General features: G+C 45.6%; 13 protein-coding genes, 1 other RNA gene, 3 pseudogenes and 1 riboswitch. Of the genes and pseudogenes, 4 read left to right on the forward strand and 13 right to left on the reverse strand.

The window, feature by feature from the left end:
- Both BpJC4_RS11625 and BpJC4_RS11630 read right to left on the reverse strand, forming a co-directional pair.
- Positions 1-457: pseudogene (locus tag BpJC4_RS11625) on the reverse strand (transposase); the annotation flags it as partial.
- Positions 458-862: 405 nt separating this feature from the next.
- On the reverse strand, positions 863-1,339 hold the full coding sequence (locus BpJC4_RS11630; protein ID WP_151697939.1) for a 2-thiouracil desulfurase family protein: 477 nt from the start codon (positions 1,337-1,339) through the stop codon (positions 863-865).
- A 976-nt stretch (positions 1,340-2,315) separates the two neighbouring features.
- On the opposite strand from BpJC4_RS11630, the gene BpJC4_RS11640 reads away from it, so the two are divergent.
- Both BpJC4_RS11640 and BpJC4_RS17320 read left to right on the forward strand, forming a co-directional pair.
- The gene (locus BpJC4_RS11640) at positions 2,316-2,423 is read left to right on the forward strand and encodes a YjcZ family sporulation protein (RefSeq protein WP_151680712.1); all 108 of its coding nucleotides are present in this window, start codon (positions 2,316-2,318) and stop codon (positions 2,421-2,423) included.
- Positions 2,424-2,796: 373 nt separating this feature from the next.
- Positions 2,797-3,338: pseudogene (locus BpJC4_RS17320) on the forward strand (site-specific integrase); the annotation flags it as partial.
- A gap of 109 nt (positions 3,339-3,447) precedes the next feature.
- Here BpJC4_RS17320 and glnA read toward each other — a convergent pair.
- From glnA to BpJC4_RS11660, 3 genes are all read right to left on the reverse strand, one after another.
- Entirely contained in the window at positions 3,448-4,785 is a 1,338-nt protein-coding gene (glnA, locus tag BpJC4_RS11650; RefSeq protein WP_151680713.1) for a type I glutamate--ammonia ligase, read from the reverse strand.
- Between the two features lie 67 nt (positions 4,786-4,852).
- Positions 4,853-5,248, reverse strand: coding sequence for a MerR family transcriptional regulator (locus BpJC4_RS11655; protein WP_151680714.1), 396 nt, complete (start codon positions 5,246-5,248; stop codon positions 4,853-4,855).
- Between the two features lie 114 nt (positions 5,249-5,362).
- Positions 5,363-8,956 (reverse strand): dynamin family protein, encoded by a 3,594-nt coding sequence (locus tag BpJC4_RS11660; RefSeq protein WP_151680715.1) that lies wholly within the window; start codon positions 8,954-8,956, stop codon positions 5,363-5,365.
- A 171-nt stretch (positions 8,957-9,127) separates the two neighbouring features.
- Between BpJC4_RS11660 and BpJC4_RS11665 the strand changes: the two genes are divergently transcribed.
- Positions 9,128-9,331: a methionine aminopeptidase gene (locus tag BpJC4_RS11665; RefSeq protein WP_151680716.1), complete on the forward strand. Its 204-nt coding sequence runs from the start codon at positions 9,128-9,130 to the stop codon at positions 9,329-9,331.
- 272 nt (positions 9,332-9,603) lie between these two features.
- Positions 9,604-10,314 (forward strand): annotated as a pseudogene (locus tag BpJC4_RS11670) (SPFH domain-containing protein); the annotation flags it as partial.
- A 45-nt stretch (positions 10,315-10,359) separates the two neighbouring features.
- On the opposite strand, the gene BpJC4_RS11675 reads toward BpJC4_RS11670, so the two are convergent.
- From BpJC4_RS11675 to BpJC4_RS11710, 8 genes are all read right to left on the reverse strand, one after another.
- Positions 10,360-11,673, reverse strand: coding sequence for a nucleobase:cation symporter-2 family protein (locus BpJC4_RS11675; RefSeq protein ID WP_151697940.1), 1,314 nt, complete (start codon positions 11,671-11,673; stop codon positions 10,360-10,362).
- Entirely contained in the window at positions 11,670-12,257 is a 588-nt protein-coding gene (gene xpt, locus BpJC4_RS11680; protein ID WP_151680718.1) for a xanthine phosphoribosyltransferase, read from the reverse strand. The genes BpJC4_RS11675 and xpt overlap by 4 nt, the downstream gene beginning before the upstream one ends.
- Before the next feature lie 164 nt (positions 12,258-12,421).
- A riboswitch (purine riboswitch) is annotated at positions 12,422-12,523 on the reverse strand.
- Between the two features lie 70 nt (positions 12,524-12,593).
- Positions 12,594-14,111 carry a carboxypeptidase M32 gene (locus tag BpJC4_RS11685; protein WP_151680719.1) on the reverse strand — a complete coding sequence of 506 codons (1,518 nt, stop codon included), beginning with the start codon at positions 14,109-14,111 and terminating at the stop codon, positions 12,594-12,596.
- 105 nt (positions 14,112-14,216) lie between these two features.
- Entirely contained in the window at positions 14,217-15,362 is a 1,146-nt protein-coding gene (locus tag BpJC4_RS11690) for a THUMP domain-containing class I SAM-dependent RNA methyltransferase (RefSeq protein ID WP_151697941.1), read from the reverse strand.
- Positions 15,363-15,562: 200 nt separating this feature from the next.
- An RNA gene (gene rnpB / locus BpJC4_RS11695) (RNase P RNA component class B) lies at positions 15,563-15,952 on the reverse strand.
- Positions 15,953-16,047: 95 nt separating this feature from the next.
- Positions 16,048-16,350, reverse strand: coding sequence for a cell division regulator GpsB (gene gpsB, locus BpJC4_RS11700; RefSeq protein ID WP_151680721.1), 303 nt, complete (start codon positions 16,348-16,350; stop codon positions 16,048-16,050).
- Between the two features lie 80 nt (positions 16,351-16,430).
- Positions 16,431-16,982, reverse strand: coding sequence for an SLOG family protein (locus tag BpJC4_RS11705; RefSeq protein ID WP_151680722.1), 552 nt, complete (start codon positions 16,980-16,982; stop codon positions 16,431-16,433).
- 93 nt (positions 16,983-17,075) lie between these two features.
- Positions 17,076-17,324, reverse strand: a complete 249-nt coding sequence (locus BpJC4_RS11710; protein ID WP_151680723.1) for a CotD family spore coat protein — start codon at positions 17,322-17,324, stop codon at positions 17,076-17,078.
- Between the last annotated feature and the right edge of the window lie 329 nt (positions 17,325-17,653).

A 17,653-nucleotide genomic window follows, 5' to 3' on the forward strand; every position in this document is an offset into this window, starting at 1 on the left:
GGCTTCTCCTCCTTTGACGGCGCCTGGTCACGAGCCTCAAAATGAGTGGCATCGATGGCAACTGTGTCATCCGTAATAAATCCATCGGCAATCGCTTGAGTGATCACTAGTTCCTGAACTTCTTCCAAAATATTCGACTCTTCCAGCTTGGCCGTAAGCCAGGAATAAGAGGATTCAGAAGGCGTATTGTCCGATACAAGAAAACCGCAGTTTAACTTGAATGCAATGTCTTCATTAAAACGTTTCACAAGATCCTTAACGGTTGGGATTCGTTCAACATAACGGACGAAAACTGAATAATCATGGCGGCATAGTTTAATTCTTCAGGTGCACCAAGATGGGACTTCTTGGTTTTATTAAGATTTATAGCTGAAATAATGGCATCGTAACGATGGGTAGGTTCCATTTCGTATAATTCCTGGATGCCAAATAAACTCACTTGTCGTATAACGGTCACAGGGAGTGTCCCTCCAGTCTTTTTTGGTTTTTTCGTTAATTACCGTTATACAAGACTTGGGGGAGGTACTTCCTTTTTTATGTTTTGAAAACCTAAGGACACAAGGGCTTGGAATTTTGAAATTCACTCAATTTGGAAGAATTTTTCACATTCTGTAATATTGGAAATAAAATAAGCACAATATTCCGGGAGTGTTCCTGAATTAATTTGAAAAAGGGTGCCTAGAATAATGTGCTCGTTTACATCATTATATCAATTTCCAGTCTCTTCGTACTAGGATTTATTTCAATATTTCGCAAACGCATGTTTATCACTCCAGCAAAAAAGGACGCCAAATAAACGCATATAGCGTAAATTTAGCGCCCAGGTTATTCCGTCAAACTTGTTTATTTTTATCTTATGACATTAATTGCACACATCTAGGGTATTAAGAAGTTCAGATAAATTTTTTTCCGAGAAGACTTTAATTCCGTACTTTTTTAATAAAGCTGCCGTGACACCACTCCCATCAATTTTCTTACCAGTAAATTCACCATTGTATATCTTGGAGCTTCCACAAGATGGACTATTCTCTTTAAGGACTACAACATTTGCATTGAGTTCTTTTACTCTTTTTAAAGCCAAGTACGCACCTTCAACAAATTGTTCCGTAACATCCTTACCAGATTTAGTAATGACTCTTGCATTTCCGTTCAGGACATCATCTCCGTTACCACCTATAATTTCAGCAGGTTCTCTTGGTGTTAACAATCCTCCAAGCAACTCAGGGCAAACTGAAACAGCTTTTCCATTTTCAAGTAGCTCACTGATACGATTATCCAAACAATGCGAACCATCATATCTTACGTCCATACCCGCTAAACAAGCACTGACAACAATCATCCACTCTTCCCTCCCTGTATAATCACGATCCAATTATTATCCAGATTCCTATTTATAACTATACTATTTTTTGTAATAATAATTCAACTTACCAACAAGATTAAATGTTTCGGATTTATTTACTCTAAATCTTAGATTCTGATGCTTTCATAGCGTTCTCCTTCATATTTCGCGGTTTGCTCGTACTGCGAACTAAATTTCTCCTCTAACACACTTCCTGAAAGTTTCAAATATAACACTGTAATTTTTTCTTCTCATCTTTTTGTTCGTCACTTCCACACTTAGGACAAAATGTCGGTAATATTGATTTACATCATCAAAGGAGACTTGATATTCAAATAACGGCAGCTGCTTTTTAAAGTCTTCATTGTTTTCGCTCTCCTTCAAGGTTTCGGTCTTCACTAACTTTAAATTCACTGGTTATAAACGGAGACTCATACCTTTCTGGAATAAACGCTCACTTTGACTCATCTTCAATTTTTCTATATCTTTGATTAGCTGTCCAACTGTCGTTTTTTCACTCCATTCTGTAACAGTTTCGGATCGCCTTAAACATAGTTCTTAATACAATTTTAAAATTTTCCATGTTTAGCTATTTCGTACTTTTGTTTTTCAGAATATCATGTACTATCTTGTGAACAAGGTGGTGAGGTTAATTGTATATTAGACCAATAGTTTGTCGGCCAAAATATGTGATTCGAAATCGTTTTTTCCCTCGTGTCCAACCTATTATCCACCCATTAGTAGAAGTTAATCGTGTAAACGTCTTTACTGTTCCTAGACACTTTGTTAGACCTGTAAGAAGAAATGTTGTTACGTATAATCATTGTCCTAGACGTTATTGGTGATTTTCAATAAATGAAGCACTTTCTATTCTACTACACTTGCCCTTTTTCAAAGTAATTCCATGCTTTGCCCTTTCTCTTACGCCAAAACCGCATATTTTATAATATCTCCCGCAAAGAAGGTGATCATGATGTCAGATGGCGGATATGGCCACGGTTTTAATTTTGCTTTAATTGTAGTTCTGTTTATCCTACTGATTATTGTGGGAACATCTTACATGAGTGGCTACGGATACTAATCTTATAAAGATTAATTAGCCAACAACCTAACAGAGAAAATTAAATATTAAACCCTCCGTTCGGTTCACCTTTTTTACTGAAGCGTAAAATTCGCTTCTTTTTTCTTATTTGCAACAATACCCTTTTATACTTGCAGTTCTCCCTATTAACTAAAAGTTAACAAGACATTTCAAAAAAAGGAGCAAATAATCAGTGTAGCCTGAATCATTCATTGATTATAATTTGTATCTCCATCAACAATACACATTCAAATAGTTAATTTCAGGTCAGGTTTAATTCATACAGATGAATAATCTCCAGGTCGCTTTTTTCCAAAACGCCCGTGTATAACCAGTAATGACATACAGCCATTCAATCAGCATCAGTCGTTCAACCGGGATAAGAAAAGGCGAGGCCGCCGCTATGTAATGGACTGATGTCGATTTGAAAAATGGAACAATCAGCATTAACAAAACATTAGACTTTCAAGCAAAATCAAAAGAAGAGCCGTTTGGAGATCCAAAGACGTACAATTCCAAAAGAATGATTACGATCGGCAAAGGTCTGATCAACGATTTAACCTTCCATAAGAAATATCAAAACCAAAATAAACTTGCCCTGAATGAAATTTATCACCATGATCTAAACCCTTGCACTGCCGAAATGACGGTCATTTTATGCTGAAATCGAACCTTTTAAATGCATTATCACGGATATTAAAAAGGGCCGGGCTCCCTCCCCTTCCGATCCATTCTTTACGGCACACTCATGCAGTGCTGCAGCTCGAGGCCTGCGCTGATTTGAAGCATGTGCAGGAACGACTGGGACACGGAAGCATACAAATTACCGCCGATGTGTACGGCCATATATCGAAGAAAATCGAGAGAGAAAAAATGAACAGATTTGAGGACTATTACAACCGCAGCAAAAACTGAAATTTTTTTGGTCAAATTTTGGCCATAAGCTTATTGACGCATTTCAAAAATGGATTTGACCAAAATGTAAAAACCCCTCAAAGCCTTGCGCTTCAAGGGGTTACCTCTATTAATACATTTCGATGTACTGGTCGCGTTCCCATTGGTGCACTTGTGTGCGGAACATATCCCATTCAATCTCTTTTGCTTCCAGGAAGTGTTCGAGAATGTGGTCGCCAAGGGCTTCTGTCATCACTTCGTCGGATTTTAAGTTTTCAAGCGCCTGGAGCAGGGTTCCAGGAAGATCGATGATGCCAGCTTCTTCCCGTTCTTCTTTTGTCATAACATAAATATTGCGGTCAACCGGTGCAGGCGCCTGCAGTTTGTTTTTGATGCCGTCGAGCCCTGCTTTTAACAGCACAGCCATTGCCAAGTAAGGGTTGGCGGACGGGTCAACACTGCGTACTTCAACGCGTGTGCTTAAACCTCGGGAAGCCGGGATGCGCATGAGCGGGCTGCGGTTGCGTGCGGACCAAGCCACATAACAAGGGGCTTCATAACCAGGCACAAGCCGTTTATAAGAGTTTACAGTCGGGTTTGTGACAGCCGTGAAATTCGGTGCGTGCTTCATAATGCCGGCGATGAACTGGTAAGCTGTTTCGCTCAACTGCAGTTTTTCTTCACCCGGATCATAGAATGCATTTTCTTTCCCTTTAAAGAGCGAAAGGTTTGAGTGCATGCCGGAGCCGTTCACGCCGAACAGCGGTTTTGGCATGAATGTCGCATGCAGGCCGTGTTTGCGGGCGATTGTTTTTACCACAAGTTTAAATGTTTGGATATTATCACAGGCCGTTACGGCGTCGGCATATTTAAAGTCGATTTCATGCTGGCCAGGCGCCACTTCATGGTGGGAAGCTTCGATTTCAAAGCCCATTTCTTCCAGTTCCAGCACGATATCACGGCGGCAGTTTTCACCGAGGTCCGTCGGAGCGAGGTCAAAATAACCGCCATTATCATTCAGCTCGAGCGTAGGCTCATTTTTTTCATTCAGCTTAAAGAGGAAGAATTCCGGTTCAGGCCCAAGGTTAAATTGGGTATATCCAAGATCTTCCATTTCCTTCAAAACACGTTTCAAGTTATTGCGCGGATCGCCTGCAAACGGTGTGCCATCAGGATTGTAAATATCACAGATCAGGCGGGCAACTTTTCCTTTTTCGGCTGTCCAAGGGAAAATAACCCATGTATTATAATCCGGATATAAGTACATGTCGGACTCTTCAATCCGCACAAATCCTTCAATAGAAGATCCATCAAACATGATTTTATTGTCAAGCGCTTTTTCTAGCTGGCTGAGCGGGATTTCAACGTTTTTGATCGTCCCTAAAATGTCCGTAAACTGCAGGCGGATAAATTTTACATTTTGCTCTTTAGCATCTTTAAGAATCTCTTCGCGTGTAAACTTTGGCATGAACAGTATTCCTCCCTTTATGCTTTAAAAATATATATCTAAGCTATAAAACTAGCTTCTAAACGAATTAATGAAAGAACCTCGATGCATCCGCCAGCCTGTAGCTCGGGCTTTGGAATCGGCCGGCCTGCAACAGTTCCTGGCGCAACCGCTTGCGGATTTCTTCGTCTGACACCTCATTTTTTACAAGGACCGGTTGAGGACCCGCTGCATGATGATCTTTCATTAGAAAGATTTTTTTGATGCCCGCGATGTTGATCCCCTGGTCCAGCAAATCTTTAATATCCAGAAGACGGTCGACATCGTTCAGCGAATAAAGGCGGCGGTTCCCTTCTGTTCTTGCAGGAGAAATGAGATCGTGTTCTTCGTAATAGCGGATTTGCCGGGCCGATAAATCCGTTAATTTCATGACGGTTCCGATCGGCAAAAGCGGCATCGAGCGCCGTATTTCTTTTCGACCCATATCGAACTCTCCTTTTCTTTATATTCCCACTATATTCGATGTAAGTTTTTTTGTCAATATAATGTTATAATATCTTACATATTTTTTCGTGAAATTTTTTTGTCTATAAGAATATCATGCCAACTTTTTGCGGATTTCAACCCATTCATCCACGTCCACACTTTCCTTGAGTGCTTCAAGTCTGGCAGCAAATTGCTCGTTGATGTCAAGTTTCGCTTCTGAGATCATCCGGCTGAATTCCCGTTCCAGCCAGGCGCGGAATGACGCGGAAAGCTTTTCCCCCTGCACTTCCAAATAATTTTGTGCAAGTGGTTCGAACATCGCCTGCAGTTCATCCTGCATGTCCGCTTTCTCGTTTTTCTCGAAAAAAGATTTTGCATTTTTAAAATGGCGGAATGTTTTTTCAAGCGGCTTTAAATCCGCTTCATGGAAAGCGGGCAGAAATTCCGGCGTTTCGTGTGCTGCCGCTTCAAATGCGCTGATTGATAAATCATCAAGCAGATTTTTTATCTGCACATTCCATTCCTGATTTATGGAAGCGATCAACTGTTTACAGTGCGCTTCAAGCCGGACGGTTGTTGCCCGCATTTCCTGCGCGAGGTCATAGCCGAGCGATCCCGCAAGTTCCACCAATGCCCCCCGCAGATCCCTGGATGATTTAATGACAGCCGGATTAAACGCTTCTTTGAAAAAATCAGGGAAGCGGTAAAATACGCGCTGTTTTACATAATACAGCAGTTCTTTCTGTTCCTGCGCGGCACTTTCAAGAAGCACAGACGGATTTGTTTCCTCAAGCAGGGCGGCTGCCTGTTGGCTTAATTGCTTCAGCTGTTCCCGCTTCACTTTTTTCATTTCCTTTGATTCATTTGCATCCGCAATGACGGCATCCACCATCTGTAGCCCGCGGTCCAATTCACTTTGCGCGGACAGAAGCACCATATTCAGCAGTTCGCGGTCCAAAAATTGGCGGAAGCCGGCTTCAAACGCCGGAAGCTGCGATTTTTCCGGCTGCCCCTCGAGTGCAAGGAGGCTTGAGACGCCGTAAAGACGCGGGTTGCGTATACCGAAATGCAGAAGTTGGCTTTCAACATAGGCCATCACTTCTTTATATTCTTCACCGGAAGATGCCAGATCAATCGCGTTCACGATAAAAAACATCTTATCCAGTTCAAAAGCATCTTTTACGCGCCCGAGCTGAATCAAAAATTCCCTGTCCGCCCGCGCAAACGCATGGTTGTAATAGGTAACAAAGAAGACGGCATCCGAATCTTTGATATATTCAAACGCCACACCGGTATGCCGCACATTGATCGAATCGGCCCCGGGCGTGTCGACAAGAGTGATGCCCATGCTTGTAAGCGGGCAGTCGTAATATAAATCGATCGATTCCACAAAGCATGATTGTGCTTCATTTGCGACAAACTGCCGGAATGTTTCCATGCCGGTTTTAAGTTTCATCCCCAATTGCGTCTGGAAACGCGTGTAACCTTTTCGGAAAGCATGCAAAAAAGACAAGTGGACTTTTTCTTTCGCCTTTTCCGTTTTGGAGGGCCATATTTTATCGATTTGCACGAGCGCCTCATCGAAAGAATTACAGCTTAGTTCGAAAACGGAAAGCGATTTTTGCAGGTCTTCAAGCATTTGCGCTTCCGTTTTCAGCTGGACGGCTGCCGTGCCGTGCGGGTGTTCTGCTTCCGGCGGGCAGATCCGGCAGATCGCGGCTGTCGTCGGGTTCGGCGAAACAGGCAGCGTTTTTTCGCCGATCAGCGCGTTGGCAAAAGATGATTTCCCGGCGCTGAAGGCCCCGAACAACGCGACGGTATAGCGCCGGTGTTTGAGACGCATGCTCTTGTTCCGTAGGTTTTCTGTATACCGTTTAAATCCTTGCTTGTTCCCAAGCAGGTCAATTGCTTGTTCCATTTTGGCGAGCACCGTATCCGAAGGCAAAACTGCGGCCTGTTCCCAGGATTCTGAAACTGTTTTTCCAGCCCCCGTCCCTGAGCCGGCCGCCGTTTCCGCTTCCCGTTCCCCACGGTAGACCCGGTAATGCGTTTTCTCCTGTCCCCATTCCTGTTCGATTTCGGCGAGCAGTTGCTCAGGATGGAGGGCCGGGGCATTCAGGCTGTTACGTTTTTCCGCCAGTTCCATTTTTATTTTTTCAAGGCCGCGGTATGCGTCCGCCAGTTCCCTTAAAGGCGCGGCCTCGCGGCGGAGTTTTTCGAGCTGTTCCGCCGTTTCCTTCCCGGCTTCTTCCAGCACACGCGCCTGCCAATTCTCCCATGCTTTGCGGGCCAAACGTTTGATTTGTTCGGAAACATTGTCGCAATAATGAAGGATGGCATCACCGGTGATGCGTGCGCCTTCCTTCACCTGCCCGGCAAGCAGCGTTTCGCTGAAATCCGCGGACAATGCCGAAGCCTCTTGTTCAAATGGGTGCGACCGGGCAAGGCCGAGCGTTTTTAAGGCACTTTGCGCAAGCGAACGGAGATGCCAGTCGATTTGTGCTTCCACACTGCTTTTGAGCGCGGCGTAAAAATCCTGGAGACGCTGTTTCCTCACTTCTTCCCTTTTTTTCTTTTTCGCAAAAAAACCAACCTGGAAATCTTTTTGCATGCTTTCCAAATACAGTCTCGCCTTTTCCCTCGTTTCAAACGGCATTAAATACGCGTTTTGCAAAAGCGCCTGAAGCGAACGATGTGCATCTGCCTCCCATTTTTCAAGGCGCGAGGACAGCGCCCTTTCTTCTTCTAGCCACCGCTGTTCGGCTTGGAACGTCTTTTCTTTATCCATATCCGGATATTTTTCCGCCACCGCTACATATTTTTCTTTTTGCTGCATCACCTGCTCTTCAAGCCATACAGCATGTTCCGCTTCGAGGACGCGCAAAGATGCTTCAACAGATCGTTCAAGCCGCGCATCTTTTTCGGAAACGGCGCGGCTGATCAGCTCCTTCAGCTCCCCGAACCCGTTATGCGGATGGCGGAGGTCTTTTAATGACGTGTAAAAAATGCCGCGCGGGTGCACATGCCATGAAGCAAATGCGTTTTCAACCCCCTTCCGGAAAGATGAAAACGGCAGCTCTTCTTCGCGGTGCTTGTCAATCTGGTTGACAATAAGGTAAAGCTCAAGGCCGTGATCGAGCAGTTCTTTTGTAAATGTAAAATTCAGCTCGGACTGGACATGGTTGTAGTCCATGACGTAAAAGACGAGATCGGCCAAATAGATCGCGGACTCGGTGGCGATGCGGTGGGCATCATCCGTTGAATCGACACCGGGCGTATCCATCACCGTCAGCCCTTTTGGCAAGTTTGAATCCGGCATGCTTATTTCGATTTCTTTGATATGCCCTTTTTTGCAATAATTTTTAACCACTTTAAAGTCATAAGGCGCGTGAAAAAACAGGGGCGCTTCCCCTTTTTCGTAAACAATGGCGTAGTCTTCCGCACCACTTTTTATTTTTACCAAATTGGCGCTTGTCGGAATCGGACTGGACGGCAATACGCGGCTGCCCAATAAAGCGTTGATCATCGTGGACTTGCCGGAGGAAAAATGTCCGCAAAACGCAATATAGAAGTCCTGCTGGCGCACTTTTTTCAACAGGCTTTTCGCTTTCTCCGCCCTATCTATATCCCCGTTTTGCCGAAAATGTTCAATTAAACCTAAAATGCGTGCTATTATCCCTTTGTTCCTCTCCTGTAGTTTGACCATATTTCCATACTCCCCTAGTTTTCGTGATAGCTTTATTTTAACGAATTTTTCGCCTTATTCATACTATATTAAACTAATTTTTTGCTCCGTACGAAAAATCAAGAGACGATGCGGGTAATGATCCAGAAAAAAAGCCATAATATAGGGGGAAAGATCGGGAGGTGATCGCAAATGGGTTTATTCAGCGCCATCTCTAACCGACAGTCGGTGCGACGTGAAAAATACCTTTCTGCGATGCGCGAAAAAACCAAGTGCCCGGATTGCGGCGGCCGCGGGTTTATAATGCCGGCTGCTTTCGAGTACATCTATCCTTTTGACTGCTCAGGCTGCAATGGAACAGGAACCTTAGCGGATTGGGAGTCGAATCAACTGTAACCATCCAAGCCTTGGGCGGTTTTTATCTGCTTTGTTTCATAAAATGTTAGTGGAAAACTTTTGGATCCAGCATGACGGCATCGTGCCAAAGTGTTATGACCATGGTATAAAGTTAGAAAAATAGATCTCAAGGGATGGGCTAGATGATTGAGAAAAAAGCTTGGCATATGAATGGTTTTCTCGGGATTTTAGCCATTATTGTGATAAGTCTGGCCGGGTTGATGCTGCTGTTTGGAGTTCGTTTTTAGGCCGGGGTTATCCTGCTTGCTGCCGCTTTATTGCTGGCGTCCGGAATCTCCGTCATCCAGCCGAACCAGGCGCTGGTTGTCACTTTTTTCGGCCACTACATCGGCAGCATTCGGGAAAGCGGCATATATATGACGGTGCCGCTCAGTTTCAGAAGAAGGGTTTCGTTGCGGGTACGGAATTTTAACAGCGCCAAATTAAAAGTCAATGATGTGGACGGCAATCCGATAGAAATCGCGGCCGTCATTGTGTTCCGGGTGATAGATTCAGCAAAAGCGGTGTTTGATGTCGAAAATTACGAAGAATTTGTAAAGATCCAGAGCGAAACAGCGCTGCGCCACGTTGCCACAAAATATCCTTATGACAACGCGGATGAAGAGGGCCTTTCGCTGCACGGAAACGGAGAAGAAGTGTCAGAACATTTAAAACAAGAGCTGCAGCCGCGCCTTGATGTGGCTGGGGTGGATGTGATAGAAGCACGGCTCACCCATCTTGCCTACTCTACAGAAATCGCGAGCGTCATGCTGCAGCGCCAGCAGGCTTCTGCAATTCTCGCCGCCCGCAAAAAAATCGTCGAAGGTGCAGTCGGCATGGCGCAGATGGCGATCGAACAGCTTGAAAAAGACGGGCTCAATCTTGATGAAGAACGGAAAATGGTGATGATTAACAATTTGATGGTTTCGATTGTCTCCGACCGGGCAGCCCAGCCGGTCATCAATACAGGGAATTTGAATTAGCGTGTGAAAAAAGGCTGAATCCGATCCGATTCAGCCTTTTTTCAATCAGAAAGCCTGTGTCCCCGCTTCTTTTACTTTTGCTTCCGCTTTTGCTTTTGACGGCACAATATGGAAGAAGATATTCAGCAAAATGGCGGTGAAACTTCCGGCGACAATGCCGCTTTGCGTCAGAAGCTGGAGGTTGCTTGGTAGATCCTTAAATATATCCGGAGCAACCGTTACCCCGAGCCCGATCCCGACCGAGCAGGCAATGATGAACAAGTTTTCGTTTTTCGTAAAATCGACTTTGCTCAACATCTTAATACCGGAAGCAATGACCATACCGAACATTGCGATCATCGCCCCGCCGAGCACAGAAGACGGGATAATCGTCGTCAGCGCGCCGAGTTTCGGAATCGTGCCGAATACAAGCAAAAATGTACCAACCAAATACATTATAGATTTCGATTTCACGCCGGATAATTGCACAAGGCCGACGTTTTGCGAAAAGGCGGTATACGGGAATGAGTTGAAAATCCCGCCAAGCATGACGGCAAGCCCCTCTGCCCGGTAACCCCGCGTTAGGTCGTTTTCATTGACAGGTTTTTTCGTAATATCGCTTAAAGCGAAATAGACGCCGGATGATTCGACGAGGCTCACCAAGGCAACCAAAATCATTGTAATTGTGGAACTCCATTCAAATGACGGCATGCCGAAATAAAACGGCTGGACGATATGCACCCATGACGCTTCAGCCACAGGGGCAAAGCTCACTTTTCCGAAAAAGGCGGCGGCAACCGTTCCGAATGCAAGCCCGATTAAAATCGAAATGGAGCGGATAAATCCTTTTGCAAAACGCTGTAAAAGGACAATGACAAGCAGCGTGCCGAACGAGAGCGCAATATTGGAAATTGAACCGAAATCTTTGCTGCCCTGTCCGCCAGCCATATCGTTCATGGCAACCGGAATAAGCGTCACACCGATAATCGTTACGACTGATCCGGTGACAACCGGCGGGAAAAAGCGTGCGAGTTTGCTGAAAAATTTGCTGATGATGATGACAAACAGGCCAGAAGCAATGATCGCGCCATAAATGGCCGAAACGCCGAACTGCTTACCAATTGCGATCATCGGGCCGACCGCAGTAAAAGTGCAGCCAAGGACAATCGGAAGGCCGATGCCGAAAAATCTGTTTTTCCATACTTGTAAGAGTGTTGCAATGCCGGACATGAAAATATCGACCGAAACAAGATAGGTCAACTGCTTGCTGTTCATCCCAAGCGAGCTGCCAACAATAATCGGGACAATGACGGCCCCTGCATACATTGCAAGCACATGCTGGATCGCGAGAACGGTCATTTTTGCCTTGTTCGATTTCAATTTGCATACGCCTCCTCTAAAAACGAAACCGTGCCGTTTTTAAGCGACTGGATCACGGCCAGAGACTCAACGCGGATCCCCCGGCTGCGGAGCCTTTCCCCGCCCGGCTGGAACGCTTTTTCAATAACAATGCCGATGCCCGATAAATTCGCGCCCGCCTGTTTTACAATATCGATCAATCCTTCCGCCGCCTGCCCGTATGCAAGAAAATCATCAATGATGAGCACCTTGTCACGGTTTGTTAAAAAGGCGCGCGAAACGATAATTTCATGAGTTGTATTTTTTGTAAACGAATGGACAGTTGCGGTGTAGACATCCGCGCTTTGCGTCAGCGGTTTTTTTTTCCGCGCAAACACCATTGGCACTTTTAATTCGAGCGCAGCCATCAAAGCCGGCGAAATGCCGGATGATTCAAGCGTCAAAATTTTGGTGACGCCGTCCTTTCTAAACAACCGGGCAAATTCTTCCCCCATTTTTTTCATCAATACCGGGTCGACCTGGTGGTTTAAAAACGAGTCCACCTTTAAGACCTGGTCCGAGAGTACGAGGCCGTCCTGTTTAATTTTCTCCTGCAATGCTTTCAATCTTACTCCTCCTCTTCGCCTTCCCTGCTGAATCACTTTGCTGAAATAATCCGGCCTTTGGGAAAAGAAAAAAGCCCAAAGGCCGCTGCACCCACATACATGGAGTAAGCAACGCCCTTTGCGCTTTTATATGCAAAAAGGAATCAGAACATCTTAAAATTAAGAAGTCCGCATTGCCCACCCATAGTCAGGCCATTTACGGTGGCCTGGTAGAAACTTGCGTGCCGTATTCCCGCGATTATATGAGTGAATGCCGAATTAAAATGTATCCGTATTATAGCATTGTTCGGCAAATTTGAAAAGTTCCCGACAAAAAGAAGGAATATTTTCAATTTATTACTGTAACCGGTACACGTCCGTGAATTTTTCTGTTAAATAATCAATCAAATATTGGGCATTGAGCTCTTCTCCTGTGGCATCACGCAAAATTTCCGCCGGTTTTTTCATTTTGCCGAACCGATGGACATGCTCTGTGAGCCACTCTCGGATTGGTTGCAGGTCGCCTTTTGCAACAAGTCCGTCAAAATCAGGTAAATCTTTCAGCATCGCTTGCTTAAACTGGGCGGCGTACATCATGCCGAGCGCATAAGACGGAAAATAGCCGAAATCCCCGCCGGCCCAGTGCACATCCTGGAGCACGCCTTCCCCGTCGTTTTGCGGCCGGACGCCCAAATATTCCCCATATTTCTCATTCCAAATTACAGGCAGGTCTTTCACACTGATTTCATCGTTGAACAGCGCTTTTTCGATTTCGTACCTGACCATTATATGAAGCGAATACGTCAGCATATCGGCTTCAATCCGGATGAGGGAAGGTTTCGCTTCGTTTACTGCCCGGTAAAATTCCCCCAAAGGCACATCGTCAAACTGCCCGGAAGCGTACTGCTTCAACAGTGCGTAATTTTTCTTCCAAAACGCGTATGAGCGGCCGATGATGTTTTCGTAAAACAGTGACTGCGATTCATGAATCCCCATCGAAGCCCCTTCGGCAAGCGGCGTGCCTGAAAGCCCTTTTGAAATATGCTGCTCGTAGAGGGCATGGCCGCCTTCGTGCATGACACCGAAAACGTCGACGCGCCAGTCTTTTTCATCGTAACGCGTCGTGATCCGCACGTCTCCCTGGTTGATGCAGGTTGCAAACGGATGCACCGTTTCATCCAGCCGGCCGGCATTGAAGTCAAAGCCCATTTGTTCCAAAATTTTCAAGGTGAAAGCTTTTTGCTTTTCTTTCGGGAACGTTTTAAAAAGAAAATCGGTGCGCGGCTTTTCTTTGGAAGCGTTAATTTTATGTACGAGCGGCACAATCGCTTCTTTTACCTGTTGGAAAACTTTATCAAGCACATCCACTGTGATGCCCGGTTCATACAAATCCAATAAGGTATTGTACGGATTGCCATCATATCCCCAGTACTGGACAAATTTCTTTTTGTACCCGACAATTTGTTCAAGATACGGCCTGAAAAGGTTGAAGTCGGCCTTCGCCTTTGCTTCTTCCCAAACGCTTTCCGCTTTTGAAACGAGCACTGTGTATGCCTCGTAATCTGCCGGCGGAATTTTTTTGCTGCGTTCGTATTGTTTTTTGCACTCTTCCAATGTTTTGGCGGTTACTTCCGACAGGTTGCCTTTGTACGGCATGAGCCTTTCGATTAATTCCCCCATCTCTTTCGATGTCTGCATGGCAAACACTTCACCCGATAAAACGCCGATCACTTCCGCGCGCTGCTCCACGCCCTTTTTAGGCGCGCCAGTCCGCAAATCCCAGTAAATCAATGCGAGCGCCTCTTCGTATGTTTTGATTTTTTTAACGTACTGCAAAAACGTCTTTTCCAGTTCTTCAATTGGCCCCACTGCCATAATCATGCCTCCCATCCAATGATTCTAATTCCCATCTTACCATTTTGTTTAGAATAAACACAAACAGAAAAAGCAGCGCTAAATTGTTTGCGCTGCTTTAAACGGTCACTCTTCCTTTTTCCTTGGCGGTCTCAGCCCCCAAAACTGGTAAAGGTCGGTGCGGATCGATCCGTTGTACAATTTTCTTTTTTTCGTTGCTTTTTTGCCGTAAACATGCTCAAAATTTTCAAACGAAGTGAGGATGTAAACGGACCACGTCTTCAGTTTTGAAAAGGCCCGCCCCATGTCGCGGTACATTTTCTCGACTTCCGCGCGTTCCCCGATCCGCTCCCCGTACGGCGGGTTGCCGAGAATGACACCGTATTCCTCCTTCGCCGTAAAGTCGGCCACCTGCATCTGTTTAAAACGGACGATGCCTGTGAGACCCGCTTCATCGGCATTTTGCTGTGCAATCCCAACCATTTTGTGGTCAATGTCGGAACCAATAATGTCAAGCGGCTGATCATACCGGGCCAGGTCTTCCGCTTCCTCGCGTGCCCTCCTCCAAACGGTTTCATCCATCCACGGCCACGTTTCGCTTAAAAATTCGCGGTTAAAACCCGGGGCGATGTTTTGGCCGATCAGAGCGGCTTCAATTGGAATCGTACCGGATCCGCAAAACGGGTCGCGGAACGGGCGGTCCGGATGCCAGTTTGTCAATTGGATCATTGCCGCGGCAAGCGTTTCTTTAATCGGGGCCTGTCCCTGCGCCGCACGGTACCCACGTTTATGCAACCCCGCGCCGCTCGTATCAATGGTGATCGTTGCGATGTCTTTCAACAAAGCGACTTCGATTTTATAAAGCGGCCCGTTTTCGCTAAACCAGCTGACTCCCCTGTAACGGGATTTCAGCCGTTCGACAATCGCTTTTTTGACGATGGCCTGGCAGTCCGGCACACTGAACAGCTTCGATTTGACCGATTTTCCCGTGACAGGGAATTCCGCATCTTGCGGAAGATAATCTTCCCAAGGAACCGCTTTTGTCTGTTCGAACAGTTCATCAAACGTCTCCGCCTTAAACTCCGCCGCTTTGATTTTCACGCGGTCCGCACACCTCAGCCAAAGATTGGCGCGGGCAATTGCCGATTCATCGCCGGAAAATTCGATCTTCCCGTTCTCCACCGTGCAGTCATACCCGAGCGCCCGTACTTCTTTTGCGACAAGGGCTTCAATCCCCATCGCGCTCGTTGCGATCAAATGAAAATCAGACATTGTTCCACCCGTCCTTTTTTATGTAGATTGTAAAGGAAATATTACTGCCAGTCACCACGCTGCACGCCTGCGAAAGGGATTTCGAGGATGTATTGTGGCACGCCATTTATGTATAAAAAAGGCCGGGCACCGACGGTATTCGATTTCCACCATATACCGCGGCGCCGGGCCCATTACCCACTAATCCAGCCAGAATAACGTTTTGTAAGCCATGTTCTGTACCTTTGTACTGCAAACGATGTGGCGGCATCTCGTACGAAGGCGGTAATCATCTATCTACAAGCATCACGCTTGTCCCTTTCCCCGTTCATTTCCTCGGAAAGGGTGCCTCTACCATCATTTGAGTTACTCGCTTGCGGGGTTTACCTCGTTCCACCTTTACAGTTTCCCGTAAAGCTCCGTCACTGTGGCACTTTCAAGGGTACTCCGCCATGCCGTAAAAGGTTTAGGCGTTTTCCCTGCCGTCAGCCTTATTAAAGGCTGCCCTGGCTTATGGATTCGCCAGGCACAAACACTACGGGCATCTCAGCACCGTGCGAGCATGGACTTTCCTCAACAGCCAATTCCGGCTGCAGCGATTACCCAAACGTTATTCACAATGCTCACTCATTATATAAAACAAAAATGGAACTTGCAAGCAGCAATTTATAGCGGAGCCTGAAAAAAATCCCAAAAAAGCGTCCGGCTATTCGTTTAGTTTGCTGCCGAAAACATGCTTCTCAAGGTTTGAAAGCCTTTTTAAAATATCAAAATTGGTTGTTCCGGTCATTTGCTGTACCGGCTGGCGTTTGATTAATTCTTCGGCCTGCTTTTTGAGACGCTGGTTTTCCTGCTGAAGTTCTTCGATTGTTTGATTAAAGGTTTCATAATCTTTTATGATCAAATCCAAAAACTTGTCCACTTCTTCCTGCCGGTACCCTCTGACAGCTGTCTTGAATTCCTTTTCCAAAATGTCTTTGGCCGTCAATTTAATTTGATCCGATAACATGTTTGCACCACCTTACATTTCCCAGACATAATTTCATTTTTTCAAAAACAAATTTGTTTGTCAATTAATTGTAGTTTTATTCAAAAATCCGTTTGTTCATCTTCTATTATTGCCTGTAAATCATAAAAGTCAATGATGCGGATGTCATACGGATGCGTTTCTCTGTATTTTTTTGCGGCCTCGTACAAATACTTCGGGGAGCCTTCCCGTTCTTCATCGAATACAATGAGCAGGCAGTCGCTTTTATGCACAAAAATTCTGTTTTTATTGTGGTACTGCTGCGGGCTTTCGTAAGGCTTCCGGGAAATGGAAGCCACAAAATCCGCCTGCGACAGCACCATTTCATAGTACGCTTTCTGCTCTTCTTGCCATTTTTCTTCCTGGCCTTCAAACGGCGTTAAAACAGCCAGCTTCAATTCGGGATATTCAATCTGCAAGTCGAAAACCGTTTCAGCGGCCCATAATTCCGTCCCCTGCTGCCCGGAAATCAGCACCCATTCATACCCTTCATCAACCAGTTCCAGCAGCCGGGTTTGGATGGCGGTTTTAATATAATGGATTGCCGGGTGATCAGTCCCGAATATCCCCAATTCATACGGTTTATAGCCGGTAATGGCGACAACTTTACCCAAAGCTTTATGCTCCTTATCCTGAAATTAATTCTATTTTAGACCCGAAAATGGAAAAACGGCAAGGATCTTCTTGATCCTTGCCGTATTGTCCGGTCAGCAGCACTTCGGCGGCCGCGGTACAACCGGATCATAAAAATTGGTAACCGTTCCCGGATCCACTTCATTGACAAACGAATCCGTATGCGGAAAGTAGTTTTGCTGATGGAATGCTTGATGGTTCACATGGGTTGTATGTGTCGGGAAAATATGCGGTACGATGATATCCTGGTGCGTATGCGTAACACAGCACTTGGTCGGATGGACAACTGCCGGCATGATGCGCGGCGGGCAATGGTGAAACATATTCCAATCTCCTTTCATCATCAATCGTCTTTTTTCTTACACTACTAACCTATGACTCGAAAAGGGAACATGTACTAATGAAAAAACCCAATTTACCGTGTTTGCCCGCCCGCTATAAAAATAAGGATATTGAATCATGCAGCGCCGCAAATAAAAACGCAACAAGACCGATGAACACAAAAAACAGAAACAGTAGTGCCCGATGCATGTTTTCAACCAACCTCTTTATTTTCAATTTAGACAAAAACTATTGTAACGGGCATACCGGCTCCAGACAATAACAAAATACGGAAATCGACATAGCCTTCCGTTTTTTCTCAGGAAGCCTT

Origin of the sequence: Weizmannia acidilactici (assembly GCF_008974185.1) — a bacterium.
In the GTDB taxonomy this organism is placed as follows: Bacteria; Bacillota; Bacilli; order Bacillales; family Bacillaceae_C; genus Weizmannia; species Weizmannia acidilactici.